General features: G+C 70.7%; 17 protein-coding genes. 9 read left to right on the plus strand and 8 right to left on the minus strand.

Annotated features, from left to right (window positions below):
- Positions 1–62: 62 nt before the first annotated feature.
- Positions 63–383, minus strand: a complete 321-nt coding sequence (cutA, locus tag JYK18_RS11000) for a divalent-cation tolerance protein CutA (RefSeq protein WP_206801995.1) — start codon at positions 381–383, stop codon at positions 63–65.
- A gap of 149 nt (positions 384–532) precedes the next feature.
- Between cutA and JYK18_RS11005 the strand changes: the two genes are divergently transcribed.
- Positions 533–1,132, plus strand: coding sequence for a TMEM165/GDT1 family protein (locus JYK18_RS11005; RefSeq protein ID WP_206801996.1), 600 nt, complete (start codon positions 533–535; stop codon positions 1,130–1,132).
- A 145-nt stretch (positions 1,133–1,277) separates the two neighbouring features.
- A complete protein-coding gene (locus JYK18_RS11010; protein WP_206804154.1) occupies positions 1,278–1,862 on the plus strand; it encodes a DUF998 domain-containing protein in 585 nt (194 codons plus the stop codon).
- Here JYK18_RS11010 and JYK18_RS11015 read toward each other — a convergent pair.
- The gene (locus JYK18_RS11015; RefSeq protein WP_206801997.1) at positions 1,843–2,469 is read right to left on the minus strand and encodes an IclR family transcriptional regulator; all 627 of its coding nucleotides are present in this window, start codon (positions 2,467–2,469) and stop codon (positions 1,843–1,845) included. The genes JYK18_RS11010 and JYK18_RS11015 overlap by 20 nt on opposite strands.
- 7 nt (positions 2,470–2,476) lie before the next feature.
- Positions 2,477–3,331 (minus strand): hypothetical protein, encoded by an 855-nt coding sequence (locus JYK18_RS11020; RefSeq protein WP_307796002.1) that lies wholly within the window; start codon positions 3,329–3,331, stop codon positions 2,477–2,479.
- A 106-nt stretch (positions 3,332–3,437) separates the two neighbouring features.
- Between JYK18_RS11020 and JYK18_RS11025 the strand changes: the two genes are divergently transcribed.
- The 4 genes from JYK18_RS11025 (at position 3,438) to JYK18_RS11040 (ending at position 8,046) form a co-directional block, all read left to right on the plus strand.
- The gene (locus tag JYK18_RS11025; protein WP_206801998.1) at positions 3,438–4,610 is read left to right on the plus strand and encodes a homogentisate 1,2-dioxygenase; all 1,173 of its coding nucleotides are present in this window, start codon (positions 3,438–3,440) and stop codon (positions 4,608–4,610) included.
- Positions 4,611–4,685: 75 nt separating this feature from the next.
- The gene (locus JYK18_RS11030) at positions 4,686–6,500 is read left to right on the plus strand and encodes a substrate-binding and VWA domain-containing protein (RefSeq protein WP_206801999.1); all 1,815 of its coding nucleotides are present in this window, start codon (positions 4,686–4,688) and stop codon (positions 6,498–6,500) included.
- 8 nt (positions 6,501–6,508) lie between these two features.
- Positions 6,509–7,204, plus strand: a complete 696-nt coding sequence (locus JYK18_RS11035; protein ID WP_206802000.1) for a hypothetical protein — start codon at positions 6,509–6,511, stop codon at positions 7,202–7,204.
- 53 nt (positions 7,205–7,257) lie between these two features.
- Positions 7,258–8,046 carry a DUF2470 domain-containing protein gene (locus tag JYK18_RS11040; protein ID WP_206802001.1) on the plus strand — a complete coding sequence of 263 codons (789 nt, stop codon included), beginning with the start codon at positions 7,258–7,260 and terminating at the stop codon, positions 8,044–8,046.
- On the opposite strand, the gene JYK18_RS11045 is transcribed toward JYK18_RS11040, so the two are convergent.
- From JYK18_RS11045 to JYK18_RS11055, 3 genes are read right to left on the minus strand one after another with little or no spacing between them, the layout of a single operon-like run.
- Entirely contained in the window at positions 8,033–8,521 is a 489-nt protein-coding gene (locus JYK18_RS11045) for a hypothetical protein (RefSeq protein WP_206802002.1), read from the minus strand. The two genes, JYK18_RS11040 and JYK18_RS11045, sit on opposite strands and share 14 nt — an antisense overlap.
- Complete coding sequence (locus JYK18_RS11050) at positions 8,518–9,573, minus strand: MerR family transcriptional regulator (RefSeq protein ID WP_206802003.1); 1,056 nt, start codon at positions 9,571–9,573, stop codon at positions 8,518–8,520. Before JYK18_RS11050 ends, JYK18_RS11045 begins: the two co-directional genes overlap by 4 nt.
- Before the next feature lie 38 nt (positions 9,574–9,611).
- Positions 9,612–10,076, minus strand: coding sequence for a PPOX class F420-dependent oxidoreductase (locus tag JYK18_RS11055; protein ID WP_206802004.1), 465 nt, complete (start codon positions 10,074–10,076; stop codon positions 9,612–9,614).
- Positions 10,077–10,113: 37 nt separating this feature from the next.
- Here JYK18_RS11055 and JYK18_RS11060 point away from each other — a divergent pair, with 37 nt between their 5' ends.
- Positions 10,114–10,914: a CPBP family intramembrane glutamic endopeptidase gene (locus JYK18_RS11060; protein ID WP_206802005.1), complete on the plus strand. Its 801-nt coding sequence runs from the start codon at positions 10,114–10,116 to the stop codon at positions 10,912–10,914.
- On the opposite strand, the gene JYK18_RS11065 is transcribed toward JYK18_RS11060, so the two are convergent.
- Together JYK18_RS11065 and JYK18_RS11070 are read right to left on the minus strand one after the other, a co-directional pair.
- The gene (locus JYK18_RS11065; protein ID WP_206802006.1) at positions 10,911–11,672 is read right to left on the minus strand and encodes a DUF899 family protein; all 762 of its coding nucleotides are present in this window, start codon (positions 11,670–11,672) and stop codon (positions 10,911–10,913) included. The genes JYK18_RS11060 and JYK18_RS11065 overlap by 4 nt on opposite strands.
- 93 nt (positions 11,673–11,765) lie before the next feature.
- A complete protein-coding gene (locus JYK18_RS11070) occupies positions 11,766–12,329 on the minus strand; it encodes a DM13 domain-containing protein (RefSeq protein WP_206802007.1) in 564 nt (187 codons plus the stop codon).
- Positions 12,330–12,463: 134 nt separating this feature from the next.
- Here JYK18_RS11070 and JYK18_RS11075 point away from each other — a divergent pair, with 134 nt between their 5' ends.
- Complete coding sequence (locus JYK18_RS11075) at positions 12,464–13,651, plus strand: arginine deiminase (RefSeq protein WP_206804156.1); 1,188 nt, start codon at positions 12,464–12,466, stop codon at positions 13,649–13,651.
- A gap of 150 nt (positions 13,652–13,801) precedes the next feature.
- Positions 13,802–14,353, plus strand: a complete 552-nt coding sequence (locus tag JYK18_RS11080; protein ID WP_206802008.1) for a ferritin — start codon at positions 13,802–13,804, stop codon at positions 14,351–14,353.
- The last annotated feature ends 38 nt before the right edge of the window (positions 14,354–14,391 follow it).

Here is a 14,391-nt window from a genome sequence, read left to right on the forward strand (position 1 = left end):
CAAAGTCCCGCCCGCCCGTCGCCCACCACCACCCTCAACGGAGCGCTGCGCGCCAGGTCTGATCAACGCGTTTCTTCCTCCAACCACGTCAAGTAGGCGGGGCTGCCGCCGGTGATCGGTACCGCGATCACCTCCGGGGTGTCGTAGGTGTGGTGTTCGAGCAGGTGCGCGGTCAGCTCCGCGGCCCGTCGCGCGGTGGTCTTGATCTCCACCCGCCACTCCTGGTCGGTCTGCACCGCACCCTCCCAGCGGTAGACGCTGGTGACCGGGCCGACCACCTGCGCGCAGGCGCCGAGCCGGGCTTCGATCGCGCCTGCGGCCAGTGCGCCGGCCGCCTCCTCGCTGTCGGTTGTCGTGGTCACGACGACGTTCTCGGCAGTCATGAATTCATTTTACCTCGACCGGAAGAATTATGTTTGGCGCGGCGAAAACAATTTGTCACGGCTACTCAAACGCCGATTCGCGATTCCCATCTGCTGGCCATTTCCACCACTCCCCTTTATCGTTGAAGTGAAAGGGGGCGAACGCCGCGATGTCAGCCGCGATACTGGCTCTGATCAGCACTTTTGGCCTGGTCTTCGCCGTCGAACTGCCGGACAAGACGCTCGTCGCCACCCTGGTGCTGACCACCCGTTTCCGGGCCTGGCCGGTTTTTGCCGGGGTGGGCGCCGCGTTTGCCGTGCAGAGCACCATCGCGGTGTTGTTCGGCAGCGTGCTGACGCTGCTGCCGGAAACGCTGGTTTCCGGAATCGTCGCGGTGATGTTCGGGGTCGGCGCCTACTTCCTGCTCCGCGAGGGCTTCGCCCCGGCGGTGGACGGCGAGGAGGACGCCTCGCGCAGCGGCCCCGGCCCGGTCACCTTCCTGCGGTCCGCGATGACCTCGTTCGGGGTGCTGTTCGCCGCCGAATGGGGTGACGCCTCCCAGCTCGCCACGGCCGGGCTCGCGGCCAGGCTGGGACAGCCGGTGGCGGTCGGCGTCGGCGCCTTCTGCGCGCTGGTCGCGGTCGCCGGGATCGCCGTGTTCATCGGGCAGAAGGTGCGCAACCGGATCCGGCCGAAGCTGATCCAGCGGGTCGCGGGCTTCGTCTTCACCGCGTTCAGCCTCGCGGCGCTCTGGCAGACCTTGAGCTGACCCGAGCCCGACCCAGCGTCCCCGCGAAGGTCTCATTCGCATAACATGACTGGCTCGTGTCTGTTCTGCGAAGCCGAGGTGAACACGAGTGAGCACGCTGCCCTCCCGCGAGGCCGGTCCGCACGGCCGCATCGCGCTCGCCGGCATGGGCGTCGCCGTGCTCATCGCGATCCACCTGCACATCCAGCTGTCCGGCCAGGTCAGCCCGCTGTGGCGGACGCTGTCGGAGTACGTGAACGCCGGTGCCGCGCCGAGCTTCGGCGTGATGTGCCTGGCGCTGGCGGCCGGCTCGCTGGCCCTGCTGATCGGCATCGCCCGGGCGCGGCGCGGCGGCGCGGTGCCGGTGCTGCTCGGGCTCTGGTGCGCCGGGCTGGTGGTGTGCGGGCTGTTCCCGGTGGACCCGGACGGCGCCGCGCGCACGCTCAGCGGTCAGATCCACAACGGCGGCGCGGTGCTCGCCTTCCTCGCCCTGCCGCTCGCGGGCTGGCTGCTCACGCGGCGCTCGGACAGGCAGTGCCCGTGGGAACCGCGCCGGACCACGATTCGACGACTCGCCGTGGCCAGCGCGGCCACGCTCGTGGTGGTGCTGGCCAGCTTCGCCTGGATCATGAGCACCGGACCGGCTGATCCGGTGGTCACGCTCGGCCTGTTCGAGCGCGTGCTCTTCGCCGTCGACCTGGCGCTGCTGCTGACGATGACCCGGCCGCTGCTCAGCTCAGCACGCCGGTGAGCGCGGCGGCCGCCTCGACCACCTTCGGTCCGACGGCGGTCGCGTCCAGCGGGTCCAGCGAGATCACCCCGATGCTGGCGCGCAGCCCGGGCAGGCCGCGCACCGGCGCCGCCACCCCGGACGCGCCGGGCTGCAGCTCGCCGGTGGTGGCCACCCAGCCGGGCTCCCCGCGCAGTGTGATCGCCTTGCCCGCGGCACCGGCCGTGACCGGGTGGCGGCTGCCCACGCGGTAGGCCACGTGGAAGTTCGTCCACGACGGCTCGACCACGGCGATCGCCTGCACCTGCTCCCCCTCGGCGACCGAGAGGTGCGCGGTGGCGCCGACGGCCTCGGCGAGGTCGCGCAGCACCGGCTGGGCGGCCTGGCGCAGCTGCGGCAGCACCTGACCGGACAACCGCAGCAACCCGACGCCCAGCCGCACCTTCGACCCGTCCCGCCAGACCAGCCCGCGCTCGGCGAGCGGTACCAGCAGGCGGTAAACCGCGGGCCTGCTCGCCCCGATGGCGACCGCCAGCTCGGAGATGGTCGCGGCCTCGCTGCCCGCGTCGGCCACGGCCTGGAGCAGGGCCAGGCCCCGCTCCAGGGTCAGCGAGCCCTCGCGACTCATCTCCGGCTCACAACAGGCCCAGGCCCTTCAGGTCCTCCACCGGCTCGTCCAGCGAGGCCGAGGCGTAGGACCCGAACAGCTCGCGGACCGCCTTGGCGGCCGGCTCGGACAACGCGGTGGCCTCCTTGGCCAGCGCCTCGCCGTCGGTCTCCTCCAGCGCCGCGCGCACGTCCTTGCCGGACAGGCAGCGGGCCGCGGCGACCAGCAGGTTGAGGAAGCCGTGGTGGGCGAAGCCGGTGTCGGCGTCCGCGTGCCGGACGGCGCGGTGGAGGCTGTTGGTGGCCTTGAACGAGGACCCGGTGTGCGCGCTGACCACGGCCAGGAAGTCGGCCACCTCGTCCACGCTGGGGAAGTTCTCGCTGGACAGCCCGCCGCAGCGGATCTTCGGCCGGCTGCCGTGCTCGATCACCTTGCGCACGCCGTCCAGCCAGCCGACCCCGCGCCGCGGCTCGACCACCCGGATGACGTCCTCCGGCACGAACTCGGAGACCCGCTCCAGCCAGACCTCGTCCACGTCCGACGGGGCGGGCATCTCGACCATGCGGAGGTCGAGCAGTTCGTCGCGGGATTCCACGATCGAGATCGCCTTCGGCACCCCGCCGAGACCGGTGTCGATGATCAGCGACAACGGCAGCGGGGTCTTCGGCTTGATCTTGATCAGCTCGGTGATCAGCTCCGGCAACCTCGACGCCTGGCACAGGAACAGGCCGACGAGACCCGCGTGCGCACCCGCCCTGGTCTCCAGGTACGAGCGCAGGGCTTCGGGCATCGCGGCGTCTCCCGGCGGGAAGAGCGCGGAGTCGTCGACGAGCCGGGCGAACAGGGGCGGAATTCCGCGGGGGCCGGGGGGCGTGAGTTCCACTGCGCTTGACACGACTGACACGCTAGTAGCGTACGACATGAGGACAAACACGTCCGTAAAGCGGACACGATTACCAGTGTTCAAGAACGCCTTCCGGGAGGGGCCCGTGCCTTACTACCGCCGAGTCGGGGAGATCCCGCACAAGCGGCACACCCAGTTCCGCTCGCCACAGGGCGGCCTCTACGCCGAGGAACTGATGGGCGTCGAGGGGTTCTCCGCCGACTCCGCGCTGCTGTACCACCGCAATCTGCCCACCGCGATAGTGGACGCGGTCGCGGTGCCGGACGAGCGCGGCCAGCTGAACCCGAACCACCCGCTGAAGCCGCGCAGCTTCCGCACCCAGGACCTCAAGTTCACCGCCGACGCCGACGCGGTGACCGACCGCCGCCGGTTGTTCGGCAACGCCGACGTGACCATCGGCTTCGCCGTGGCGACCGTGCCGAGCCCGCTATACCGCAACGCGGCCGGGGACGAGCTGTTCTACGTCCAGGGCGGCAGCGGCGTGCTGGAGACCATCTACGGCGCGCTGGAGATCGGCGACGGCGACTACGTGGTCATCCCGACCTCGTGCACCTACCGCGTGGTGCCGCGCGAGCCGCTGCAGTTGCTCACCATCGAGGCGCGCGGGCACATCGGCCCGCCGAAGCGGTACCTGTCGAACAAGGGCCAGTTCCTGGAGCACGCGCCGTACTGCGAACGCGACATCCGGGGCCCGTCGGCGCCGATGCTGGCCGAGGGCGAGGACGTCGAGGTGCTGGTGCGCCACCGCGCCGGGCTGACCCGCTACACCTACGCCAACCACCCGTTCGACGTGGTCGGCTGGGACGGCTGCCTGTACCCGTGGGTGTTCAACATCGACGACTTCGAGCCGATCACCGGCCGCGTGCACCAGCCGCCGCCCGTGCACCAGACCTTCGAGGGCCCGAACTTCGTGGTGTGCTCGTTCTGCCCGCGGAAGGTGGACTACCACCCGGAGTCGATCCCGGTGCCGTACAACCACGCGAACGTCGACTCCGACGAGCTGATGTTCTACGTGCGCGGCAACTACGAGGCGCGCAAGGGCTCGGGCATCGGCATCGGCTCGCTCTCGCTGCACCCGTCCGGCTTCACGCACGGGCCGCAGCCGGGCGCGGCCGAGGCGTCGATCGGCGCGGACTTCTTCGACGAGACCGCGGTCATGGTGGACACCTTCGCGCCGCTGGACCTCGGTGAGGCGGCCGACGCGTCGGAGGACCCCGGGTACGCGTGGACGTGGTCGGGACGCGGTCCCAGCCGCTGATCGTAACGACAAGGTTTCCCGTTCTCGCGTGCTTTCCGGGCATGATGGTTTCCCGACCGCGCGCGGAGGTTCGAAATGACCTTGTCCGGCCAGGAAAGTCGAAGACGCAAGCGCACTTGGTCCTTCCTCGGTGCGATCGTGCTCGCCGCCGGGCTGATCGTCACGCTCCGCCTGGTCACCGCCGACGAGGGTGACCAGGCGGAGGAAGTCAAGTGCGGTGGGGAATCCGTGCAGCTGCGCGTGGCCTCGTCGCCGGAGAAGGCGGGCATCGTCAAGCAGCTGGCGAGCGAGTACAGCGGGCGCACGGTCGCCGGGACCTGCGTGGACGTGCTCGTCCAGTCGAAGAGCTCGGGCGCGGCCATGCAGGCGCTGTCCGCCGGGTGGAACGAGGCGGTCGACGGCCCGCGTCCGGACGTCTGGACGCCGGCCGCGTCCGGTTGGGCGACGCTGCTGCGACAGCGGCTCGCCGCGCAGGACCGGCCGGACGTGCTGCTCGAGCAGCAACCGCCGTCGCTGGCCAACGCGCCGCTGGTGATCGCCATGCCGAAGCCGATGGCCGAGGCGCTGGGCTGGCCCGGCCGCGGCATCGGCTGGCGCGATCTGGCCGCACTGGCCACCGATCCGGCGGGCTGGGCGAAGTACGGGCATCCCGAGTGGGGCGCGTTCCGGCTCGGCAAGACGAACCCGAACCTGTCGACGTCCGGGCTGAACGCCACCATCGGCACCTACTTCGCGGCCACCGGCACCTCGTCGGACCTGACCGCGCCGGACCTGGACAAGCCGGAGGTGAAGGCGTTCGTCGGCGGGGTGGAGCAGTCGATCGTGCACTACGGCGACACCACGCTCACCTTCCTGACCAACCTGCTGCAGGCCGACGACCGGGGCGCGGCGCTGTCCTACATCTCCGCGGTGGCCGTCGAGGAGAACTCGCTGATCGGCTACAACCAGGGCAATCCGACCAACGACCCGGCGAAGCTCGGCCAGCACCCGCGGCCGAAGGTGCCGGTGGTGGCGGTCTACCCGGCCGACGGCACGCTCAACTCCGACCACCCGTACGCGGTGCTGAACTGGACCGACGACCTCCGGCGCCAGGTGGCCGCCGACTTCCTCGCCTTCCTGCAGTCGGGTGCCGCCCAGCAGCGCTTCCTGGACCAGGGCTTCCGCAGCTTCGACAACAAGCCGGGCCCACAGGCCACCGTGGACAACGGGGTGACGCCGGAGGTGAAGCTGAACGTGATCCGGCCACCCAGCCCGCCGGTGCTCGACCTGGTCCTCAAGTCGTGGTCGGAACTGCGCAAGAAGGCGAACGTGCTGCTGGTGGTGGACGTGTCCGGCTCGATGGGCGACTCCGCCGAGGGCACCGGGAAGTCCAAAATGGACTTGGCGAAGCAGGCGGCGGTGAGCGCGCTCGGCGAGTTCGGCGACCGGGACCAGGTCGGGCTGTGGATGTTCTCCACCAAGCTCGACGGCGACCGGGACCACCGCGAGCTGGTGCCGATCGGGCCGGTGGGCCAGGACGGACGGCGGGACGCGCTGCGGTCGAGGTTGGAAGGCCTTGCGCCACAAGGCGGAACGGGTCTCTACGACACCTCGCTCGCCGCGCACGAGTACCTCAAGGCGAATCTCGCGCCGGACGCGATCAACGCCGTGGTGGTGCTCACCGACGGGCGCAACGAGGACCCCGGCAGCCTCGACATCGACAACCTGATCAGCAGGCTCCAGGTGGAAAGCGGCAGCGAGACGGTGCGCATGTTCACCATCGCCTACGGCAGTGACGCCGATCAGGACGTGCTCAAGCGGATGGCGGAGGCGACGCAGGCGGCGGAGTACGACTCGTCCAAGCCGGACACCATCAACCAGGTGTTCACCGCGGTCATCTCGAACTTCTGAGGCACCGCATGGGATTCCGCGAAGAGCTGCGCGAGCCGTGGGGGTTGCTGCTGGCGGGCACGTCCGCCGGGGTGGCCTGGGCGGTGCAACTGCCGCCGGTCGTCGCGGCCGGGGTGGGCGTGGCCGTGCTGGTCGCCAGGGCGGCGTTGGCGGTCGACCGCAAGCCGGTGCCGGAACCCGCGCTCACCGGGGAGGAGGCCGGTTACTACGAACGCGCTGAGCAGGCGCGGGAGAGCTTCGCCGCGATCGGCGCGACCCTGCCGCCGGGACCGCTCGCGGAGCAGGTTCCGCTCATGGCGTCGATGGTCGCGGAGACCGCGGCGAGCCTGCGGCGGCTGGCGGAACGCTCGTCGGCCACTCGCGACGCGCTGGACCGGATCGACACGGCGGAACTGGCCGCGGAGGAGAAACGACTCCGCCGACGCGGGACCGACGAGGCGACGTTGCGGGCGCTGAACGCCGTCCGCGACCAGCGTGCGGTCGCGAAACGGCTCACCGATCTGCGCGCGAAACTGCTCGGCGAACTGCACGCCGGCACGCTCGATCTGGAGAGCTTGGTAACCCGGGTGGTGGAACTTTCGGCGACCGCCGACCCGGCCCCGGCGGCCGGGGCCTCGCTCGACGGCCTCGCTGAACAGCTGGAAGCCATCCGGCGCGGGGTGGTGGAAGCCGACGAAGCCGCCCGGCGGGTGCTGGGTTCGTGACCCTTTGCAAACCGGGGACAACAGGTTAGCCTCACCTAAGTAGGAGGTGGACCTTGACCGAGCCCACGACCGCGACGCGCCGCCCGCCGGCGCCGAATCCCGCCGAGCGCGCGAAGACGATCGCGTCGCGCGACTGCCCGGCGACGCTGGTCCCGTCGGTGGACCGCGGTGAGCACGACGGCAGCCGGGTGGTCCCGGTGCTGCACCACGTGCACGCCAGCGGCAGTGTCAGCCTGCTCCTGCCCGATGGACATCCGCTGGTGGAAGCCGCCGCGGAAACACAGCGCGGCGAGTTCGGGGTGATGCTCGAACTCGCCGACCACGCCCCGGTGCCGCTGCGCGAGCCGATCCGCGGCCTGCTCTGGATCACCGGGTGGCTGCGCCCGCTGGACCCGCCCGCAGCGCGGGCGCGGGCGGTGGCGATCGCCGTCGACCGGCCGGACCACCGGCTGCTCGACGTCAACCACGGGCTCACCATGCTGCGCCTCACCCCGGCGTCGCTGGTGCTCGCGGACGCCGACGGCACGCACTCGCTGCGGCCGCACATGTTCAGCGCGGCCACGCCCGACCCGTTCCACGACTACGAGGCGCGGTGGCTCCAGCACCTGGAGAACGAGCACGCGGACGTGGTCGAGCAGCTGGGCAGGCACCTGCCGGAGGAGTTGCGCGGCGGGCTGATCCGCCCGCTCGGGCTCGACCGGCACGGCCTGCGCCTGCGGGTCGAATCCGCCGCGGGCGACCACGACGTGCGGCTGGCCTTCTCGCAGCCGGTGGACAGCCCGCCGCAGCTGGCGGTGGAGATCCGGCGGCTGGTGGGCTGCCCGTTCTTCAGCGAGGGCTAGGCGCGGAGGCGCGGCGCGTGGTGTCCCGGTCGGTGATGGCTTGGCCCACCTCGCGGATGGCCGTGCGCAGGGTGTCGCCGTAGGGCCCGGTCGGCAACGCGGAGCTGCGCTGCTCGGCGTGCCCGATGTGTTCGGCCGCGGCCTGGAAAGCGCCGAGGCGGCGGAAGTTGTCGGCCAGGTTGAGGTGCAGGCTCGGGTAGAAGCCCGCCACCTGGAGACCGGCGTCGTGCTGCTGGGCTCGTTCGTCGGTGAGGGCGTCGGCGGCGTCGAGGGCGCGGACGTCCCACACGAGCGCTTCGGCCGGATCGTCGTACAGGTCGGCCAGGTAGTGCGCCAGCGTGCACCGGTGGAACGGATCCCCCGCCGCGCCGATTTCCTGCCAGACGGTCAGCAGGTCGCGCCGGGCCGTCGTCACGTCACCTTCGCGGCCGCGGACCACGGCCGCGCTGATCGTTTCCATCGTGGGGTCGGTCATGGCTGGGTTCCGTCCTTCCGGCAGGGCATGACAAGGGTGGTGAGGTCGCCGTCGTCGGCGGACCGGACCGTGGCGGGCTGGTCGGCGCCGCGCAGGTCGAGCATCAGGTCGGGGCCGATGGCCTGGCTCAACGCCGGGTACAGGGTGGTCAGCTCGAACCAGACCACCAGCTCGGCACCCGTCGCGGAGCCGTCGAGCGGTACTTCGCCGTCGCCGATCAGCAGGCTCGGCCGACCGGACACCCGAATCCCGACCGTTTCCGGCGCGCGCTGCTCCAGCACGCGCATGACCTGCTGCTTCCCGAGCGTGACGCGATGCGTGACCGGCGGGAGCGAGCCGAGCAGGAGCCGGTAGTCCGGGAACTCCTCGGTCAGCAGGCGGCAGTGCAGGACGACGTCGTCGGCCGTCCGGAGGCCGACGGTCCGCTCGCCCGCCTCGATCGTCACCACCGAGCTGCGCCGGAGTTGCGCACTCGACGCCCGCAGGTCGTCACCGGCGAGGGTGCCCGCCCACGAACCGGTCGGCGGCCGGGTGGGCACCACCGTGCGCAGGGCGAGCCGGTACCGATCGGTCGCGACCAGGGCCAGCGCGCCGTCGTCGGTTTCCAGGCGCACGCCGCCCAGGACCGGGATTTCGGGGTCCGTGGTGGCCAGGACCTGGTCGACGGCCGCGGCGAGGACCGGGCCCGGCACCACGCAGATGGTCAGGCGCGGCTCCTGGCCGAGGGCGGCCTTGAGCGTCGCGGCGGCCCGCCGGACCTCGGTGGCTTCGGCGGTCACCTTGGCGACCTGCTCGTCGATCAGCCGCGCGGCTTCCTCCGCGTCCGCCGCGAAGAACTCGCTGATGACCGGCAACGGCATGCCGATCTCACGCAACCGGCGCAGCTGGGCCGCGTGCGCCAGTTGCGCTTCGCGGTAGAGCCGGTAGCCCGTCCACGGATCGACCCGGTCGGGGTGGAGCAGGCCGGCGTCGTCGTAGAACCGCAACGCGCTCGCGGTCAGGCCGGCGCGCTTGGCGAACGCGCCGATCGGCATCAACTCGGGGTCGGTCACCCCGTCATCGTGGGCCTTCGACCAGCTCGAAGGTCAAGTCAGTCGGCGAGTTCCGGCGGGAAGCCGCCGGTGGCGATCGGGCCCCAGCGCTCCGGGGTGATCCGGATCAGCGACTTGCCCTGCTGCCGCATGGCTTCGCGGTACTCGTCCCAGTCGGGGTGCTCACCGGAGATCGCCCGGAAGTAGTCGACCAGCGGCTCCACCGCCTCGGGCAGGTCGATCACCTCGGCCGGGCCGTCGACCTGCACCCAGGCGCCGTTCCACTCGTCCGAGAGCACGCACATCGACGCGCGCCGGTCGCGGCGGAGGTTCCGCACCTTCGCGCGCTGCGGGTAGGTGGCGATCACGATCCGGCCCTCTTCGTCCACCCCGCAGGTCACCGGCGACAGCTGCGGGCTGCCGTCGGCGCGGCGGGTGGTCAGGATGCCCTGGTGGCGCGGGCGCAGGAAGTCGAGCAGCTCGGCGCGCTCGACCGGGGTGTTGGTGGCGATGGTGCGAGGCATGACCTCGACGCTATCGGGCACCGGGTAGCTTGCGCGAATGCGCTCCTGGTTGATCAGCGACCGCCCGGCGTACCCCGAGGTGGTCACCGACCCGGCTCAACGCCGCGTGCTGAAGTTCGAGCTGCTCATCGTCTTCGGCATCACGCTCGGGCTCTCCGGCGCCAGGAGCCTGCTGTCGCTGCTGGACTCGCTGCTGCGGCCCGAACCGCTCAACGAGCAGCAGGTGGCGCTCAACGTGCCGCAGGCCGCGGCCGGGCTGATCGACCTGCTCAAGCAGTTGCTGAGCGCGCTGCAGCTGGTCGGCTGGGGCGCGCTCGGCGTGTACCTGCTCTACCGCGGCGGGATGAAGCTCGCCGAGGTCGGGTTCGATCGGACCCGGCCGCGGCGCGACCTGGCCTGGGGCGTCGGGCTCACCGCGTTGATCGGCATTCCCGGGCTGGTGCTGTACTTCGTCGGCTGGCAGCTCGGCTTCAACCTCGCCGTGCAGCCGTCCACGCTGACCGAATCGTGGTGGCGGCCGATCACGCTGACCCTTTCGGCGTTCGGCAACGCCTTCGCCGAAGAGGTGCTGGTGGTCGGCTACCTGCTGACCCGGTTGCGGCAGCTCGGCTGGCGGGAGAACTCCAGCCTGTTCGCCGCCGCCGTGCTGCGCGGGTCGTACCACCTGTACCAGGGCCTCGGCGGGTTCGTCGGCAACCTGGTGATGGGGCTGGTGTTCGGCAGGCTGTGGCAGAAGACGAACCGGCTCTGGCCGCTGGTGGTCGCGCACACGCTGCTCGACGTCTTCGCCTTCGTCGGGTACGCGTTGCTGCGCGGCAAGGTGTCCTTCCTGCCCTAGTGGCAGTGGCCGTGCCTGCCGAGGGTTTCCTCGGGGGTGGCACCGGGGCGGGTCCACTGCGGCACGGGGCGGCTGTCCGGGCCCCAGGTGGCGGTCCCGTCCGCGGCCGAACGCCAGTACCAGCACGGGGTGTTGCCCTCGGGCCAGCCGTCGGGCTTGTCCTCCCACGCCTCGCCACGGCCGTAGGGCGTCATGTCGAGCAGGCCGAAGGATCCGTTGGCCACCTCGTTGCCGCGGCCGGTGGTGGAGTAGGTGAGGAAGGTGCGGTCGCCGTCGCGCAGGAAGCACGAGAGGGAGGCCATCTCACCGCCGACCGGCGCGGGCACGTCGCGCACCGAGTACCAGGGGTCCGTGTAACCCATGAACTCCACGAAGGGCGCCACCTCGTCCCACCCGCCTCTGGTCACCACGGCGAACGAGACCCCGCGTGCCTTCAGGTAGACGGCGGAGTCCCGCAGGTGCCAGATCATGTTCGTGCAGCCCTCGCACTGGCCCTGGTGCGGCGCGCCCTCATGCCACATGTGCTGGTAGACCACGAGTTCGCCGCGGCCGTCGAAGAGGTCGGTGAACGGGACGGGGCCGTTCGCACCGACCACTTCGACCGTGCCGTCGAACTCCACCATCGGCAGCCGGCGGCGGGCCGCGGCGATCGCGTCGGCCTCGCGGGTGTGTGCCTTCTCGCGGGCCAGCAGCTCGTCGCGGGCGGCCTGCCAGGTCGCCTGGTCGACCACGGGCGGGCGGCTGGAGTCGTTCGGCATGGGGTTCTCCGTTCTTGTGGTGTGTTCTCGCACCGAACCTACGAACGGACCCCCGCCGGATCGACTCCCGCGATGCGCCTTTTTCAGCGAATTTCAGAGAGCCAGCGGTGCCGAGCCGAACGCGACGTTGAAGCGGTCGCACCAGATGACCACCGACTGCAGGCCGGTCAGCTTCGCGTCGGCCGGGATGGCGTAGTTCTGGTTGCCGTCGGTGGCCTTGATCTTGCCGAGCTTGACCACGGCGCCGTCGTCGTACTTGCCCCACTCGCCGCCCGCGGTGGCCGCGCTGAGCCACACGTGCACGTCGGGGCCGTCGGAGGTGGAGAAGCCCTCCAGGCGCAGGACGCGGTTGCCGTCGCCGAGGTCGACCACGCGGGCCTTGCCGCTGGTGTCGTGCTCCTGGCTGACGAACTCGCCGGTGGCCAGGTCCTTCGGCTCGGGCGGTTTCGGCGGTTCCGGCTGGGCCGACCGCGCCGGCTGCTCCGGTGCGGTGGCGACCGGCTGGGGAGGTGCCTGGCTGGTCACGGCGACCGGCAGGGCTTCGTCCACCGTGCTGCGGGTGAACGCCTTCCACGGCTGGAAGGCCCACAGCCCGGCGGCGGCCACCACCAGCCCGATCCCGAGCGCGGCCAGGAGGAACTTCTTCTTGCGCGACATGCGTTCACTCTGGGCCACCGGCCGCGCGGCGAGAAGACTCCCGCCGCTTACCGAACCATTACCGCCGCCACAGTGATTAGTCTCAGCATGTGACCGTCGAGCGAGCGACTGCCGAGACCGTGACCGCGCCACTGGTGGAGAGCGAGGTCGGGCCGCTGCGCTCGGTCCTGCTGCACCGGCCGGGTGCCGAGCTGAAGCGCCTCACCCCGCGCAACAACGACCAGCTCCTGTTCGACTCCATCCCGTGGGTGGACCGCGCCCAGGAGGAGCACGACGCCTTCGCCGAGGTGCTGCGCGGGCGCGGGGTCGAGGTGCTGCTGCTGGCCGAGGTGCTGCGCAGCGCGCTCGACGACCAGCGCGCGCACGCCGCCGGGGTGCACGCCGCGGTGGACGACCGCAGGCTCGGCGCCGAACTGGCCGACGTGCTCCGCTCGCATCTGTCCTCTGTGGACCCGGCGACGCTGGCCGAGGTGCTGATGGCCGGGATGACCTTCGAGGAACTGCCCGCCGCGGAAGGCGCCTCCCTGGTCCGGAAAATGAACCACCCGCGTGATTTCGCCGTCGACCCGCTGCCGAACCTGTTGTTCACGCGTGATTCCTCCGCGTGGATCGCCAATCGGGTGGCTATTTCCTCACTGACCATGCCCGCGCGGCGCCGGGAAACCGCGGTGCTCGACCTGGTGTACGCCTACCACCCGCGGTTCCGGCAGGCCGCCCGTGCCTACGGCGCGCATTCCGCGCCGATCGAAGGCGGCGACGTGATGCTGCTGGCGCCGGGCGTGGTGGCGATCGGCGTCGGCGAACGGACTTCGGCGGCCGGTGCCGAATCGCTGGCGCGCTCGGTGTTCGCCGACAACCTGGCGCACACCGTGCTGGCGGTGCCGATCGAGCAGTCGCGGGCGACCATGCACCTGGACACCGTGTGCACCATGGTCGGCACCGACGCAGTGGTGATGTACCCGCTGGCCAGGGATTCGCTGGTGGCGTACACGCTGTTCACCGGGGACGACGGTGCATTGCGGGTGGAGGGCCCGGAACCGTTCCTGACCGCGGCCGCCAAGGCGATGGACATCGACCGGCTGCGGGTGATCGACACCGGCCTCGACGCGGTGACCGCGGAACGCGAGCAGTGGGACGACGGGAACAACACGCTCGCCGTGGCGCCGGGCGTGGTGGTCGGGTACGAGCGCAACGTGGAGACCAACGAACGCCTTGAGGCGGCCGGGATCGAGGTGCTGCGCATCGCCGGGTCGGAACTCGGCTCGGGGCGCGGCGGGCCGCGGTGCATGTCCTGCCCGGTGGTGCGCGACTCGCTCCGCTGAGTCATGCTGAAATGCGCGGCAACGCATGAATGGGATTAGGTTAGGCTAAACAAAATTAGTTCGGCCTTCTTTTGGGAATGGTAACCTAATGGGGCGAGAATCACCAGCCACAATTGGAGATAATTGCCCGGCTGGGTTACCGTTGAATACATGGCCCTCACCAAGAAGAATCCGCGTTCGAAGTTCTACGAGCTGCTCCAGCAGCAGGTGCACAACGAGTTCAACGCCTCCCAGCAGTACATCGCGCTGGCGGTCTGGTTCGAGAACGAGGACCTGCCGCAGCTGGCGAAGCACTTCTTCCGGCAGGCGAACGAGGAGCGCAACCACGCCCTCGCCCTCGTGCAGTACATGCTGGACACCGACCACCACGTCGAGATCCCGGGCACCGGCGACGTGCGCAACGACTTCACCGAGGTGCGCGAGCTCGTCGAGCTGGCCCTCGAGCAGGAGAAGGAGGTCGCGGCCGACATCAAGACGCTGGCCAAGGCCGCCCGCGACGAGGACGACTACATCGCCGAGCAGTTCGTCCAGTGGTTCCTCAAGGAGCAGGTGGAGGAGATCTCCGCGATGTCCACCCTGCTCACCATCGTCAAGCGCGCCGACGGCAACCTGTTCGAGGTGGAGAACTGGCTCTCCCGCGAATCGGTCGGCGACGGCGGCGACGACCCGCTGATGCCGCCGGTGGCCGGCGGCGCCATCTGATCGGCCCTCGAGGGCTGACCGCTCGACCGGACCCGGGT

The sequence above is a fragment of the Amycolatopsis sp. 195334CR genome, assembly GCF_017309385.1.
Taxonomy (GTDB): Bacteria; Actinomycetota; Actinomycetes; order Mycobacteriales; family Pseudonocardiaceae; genus Amycolatopsis.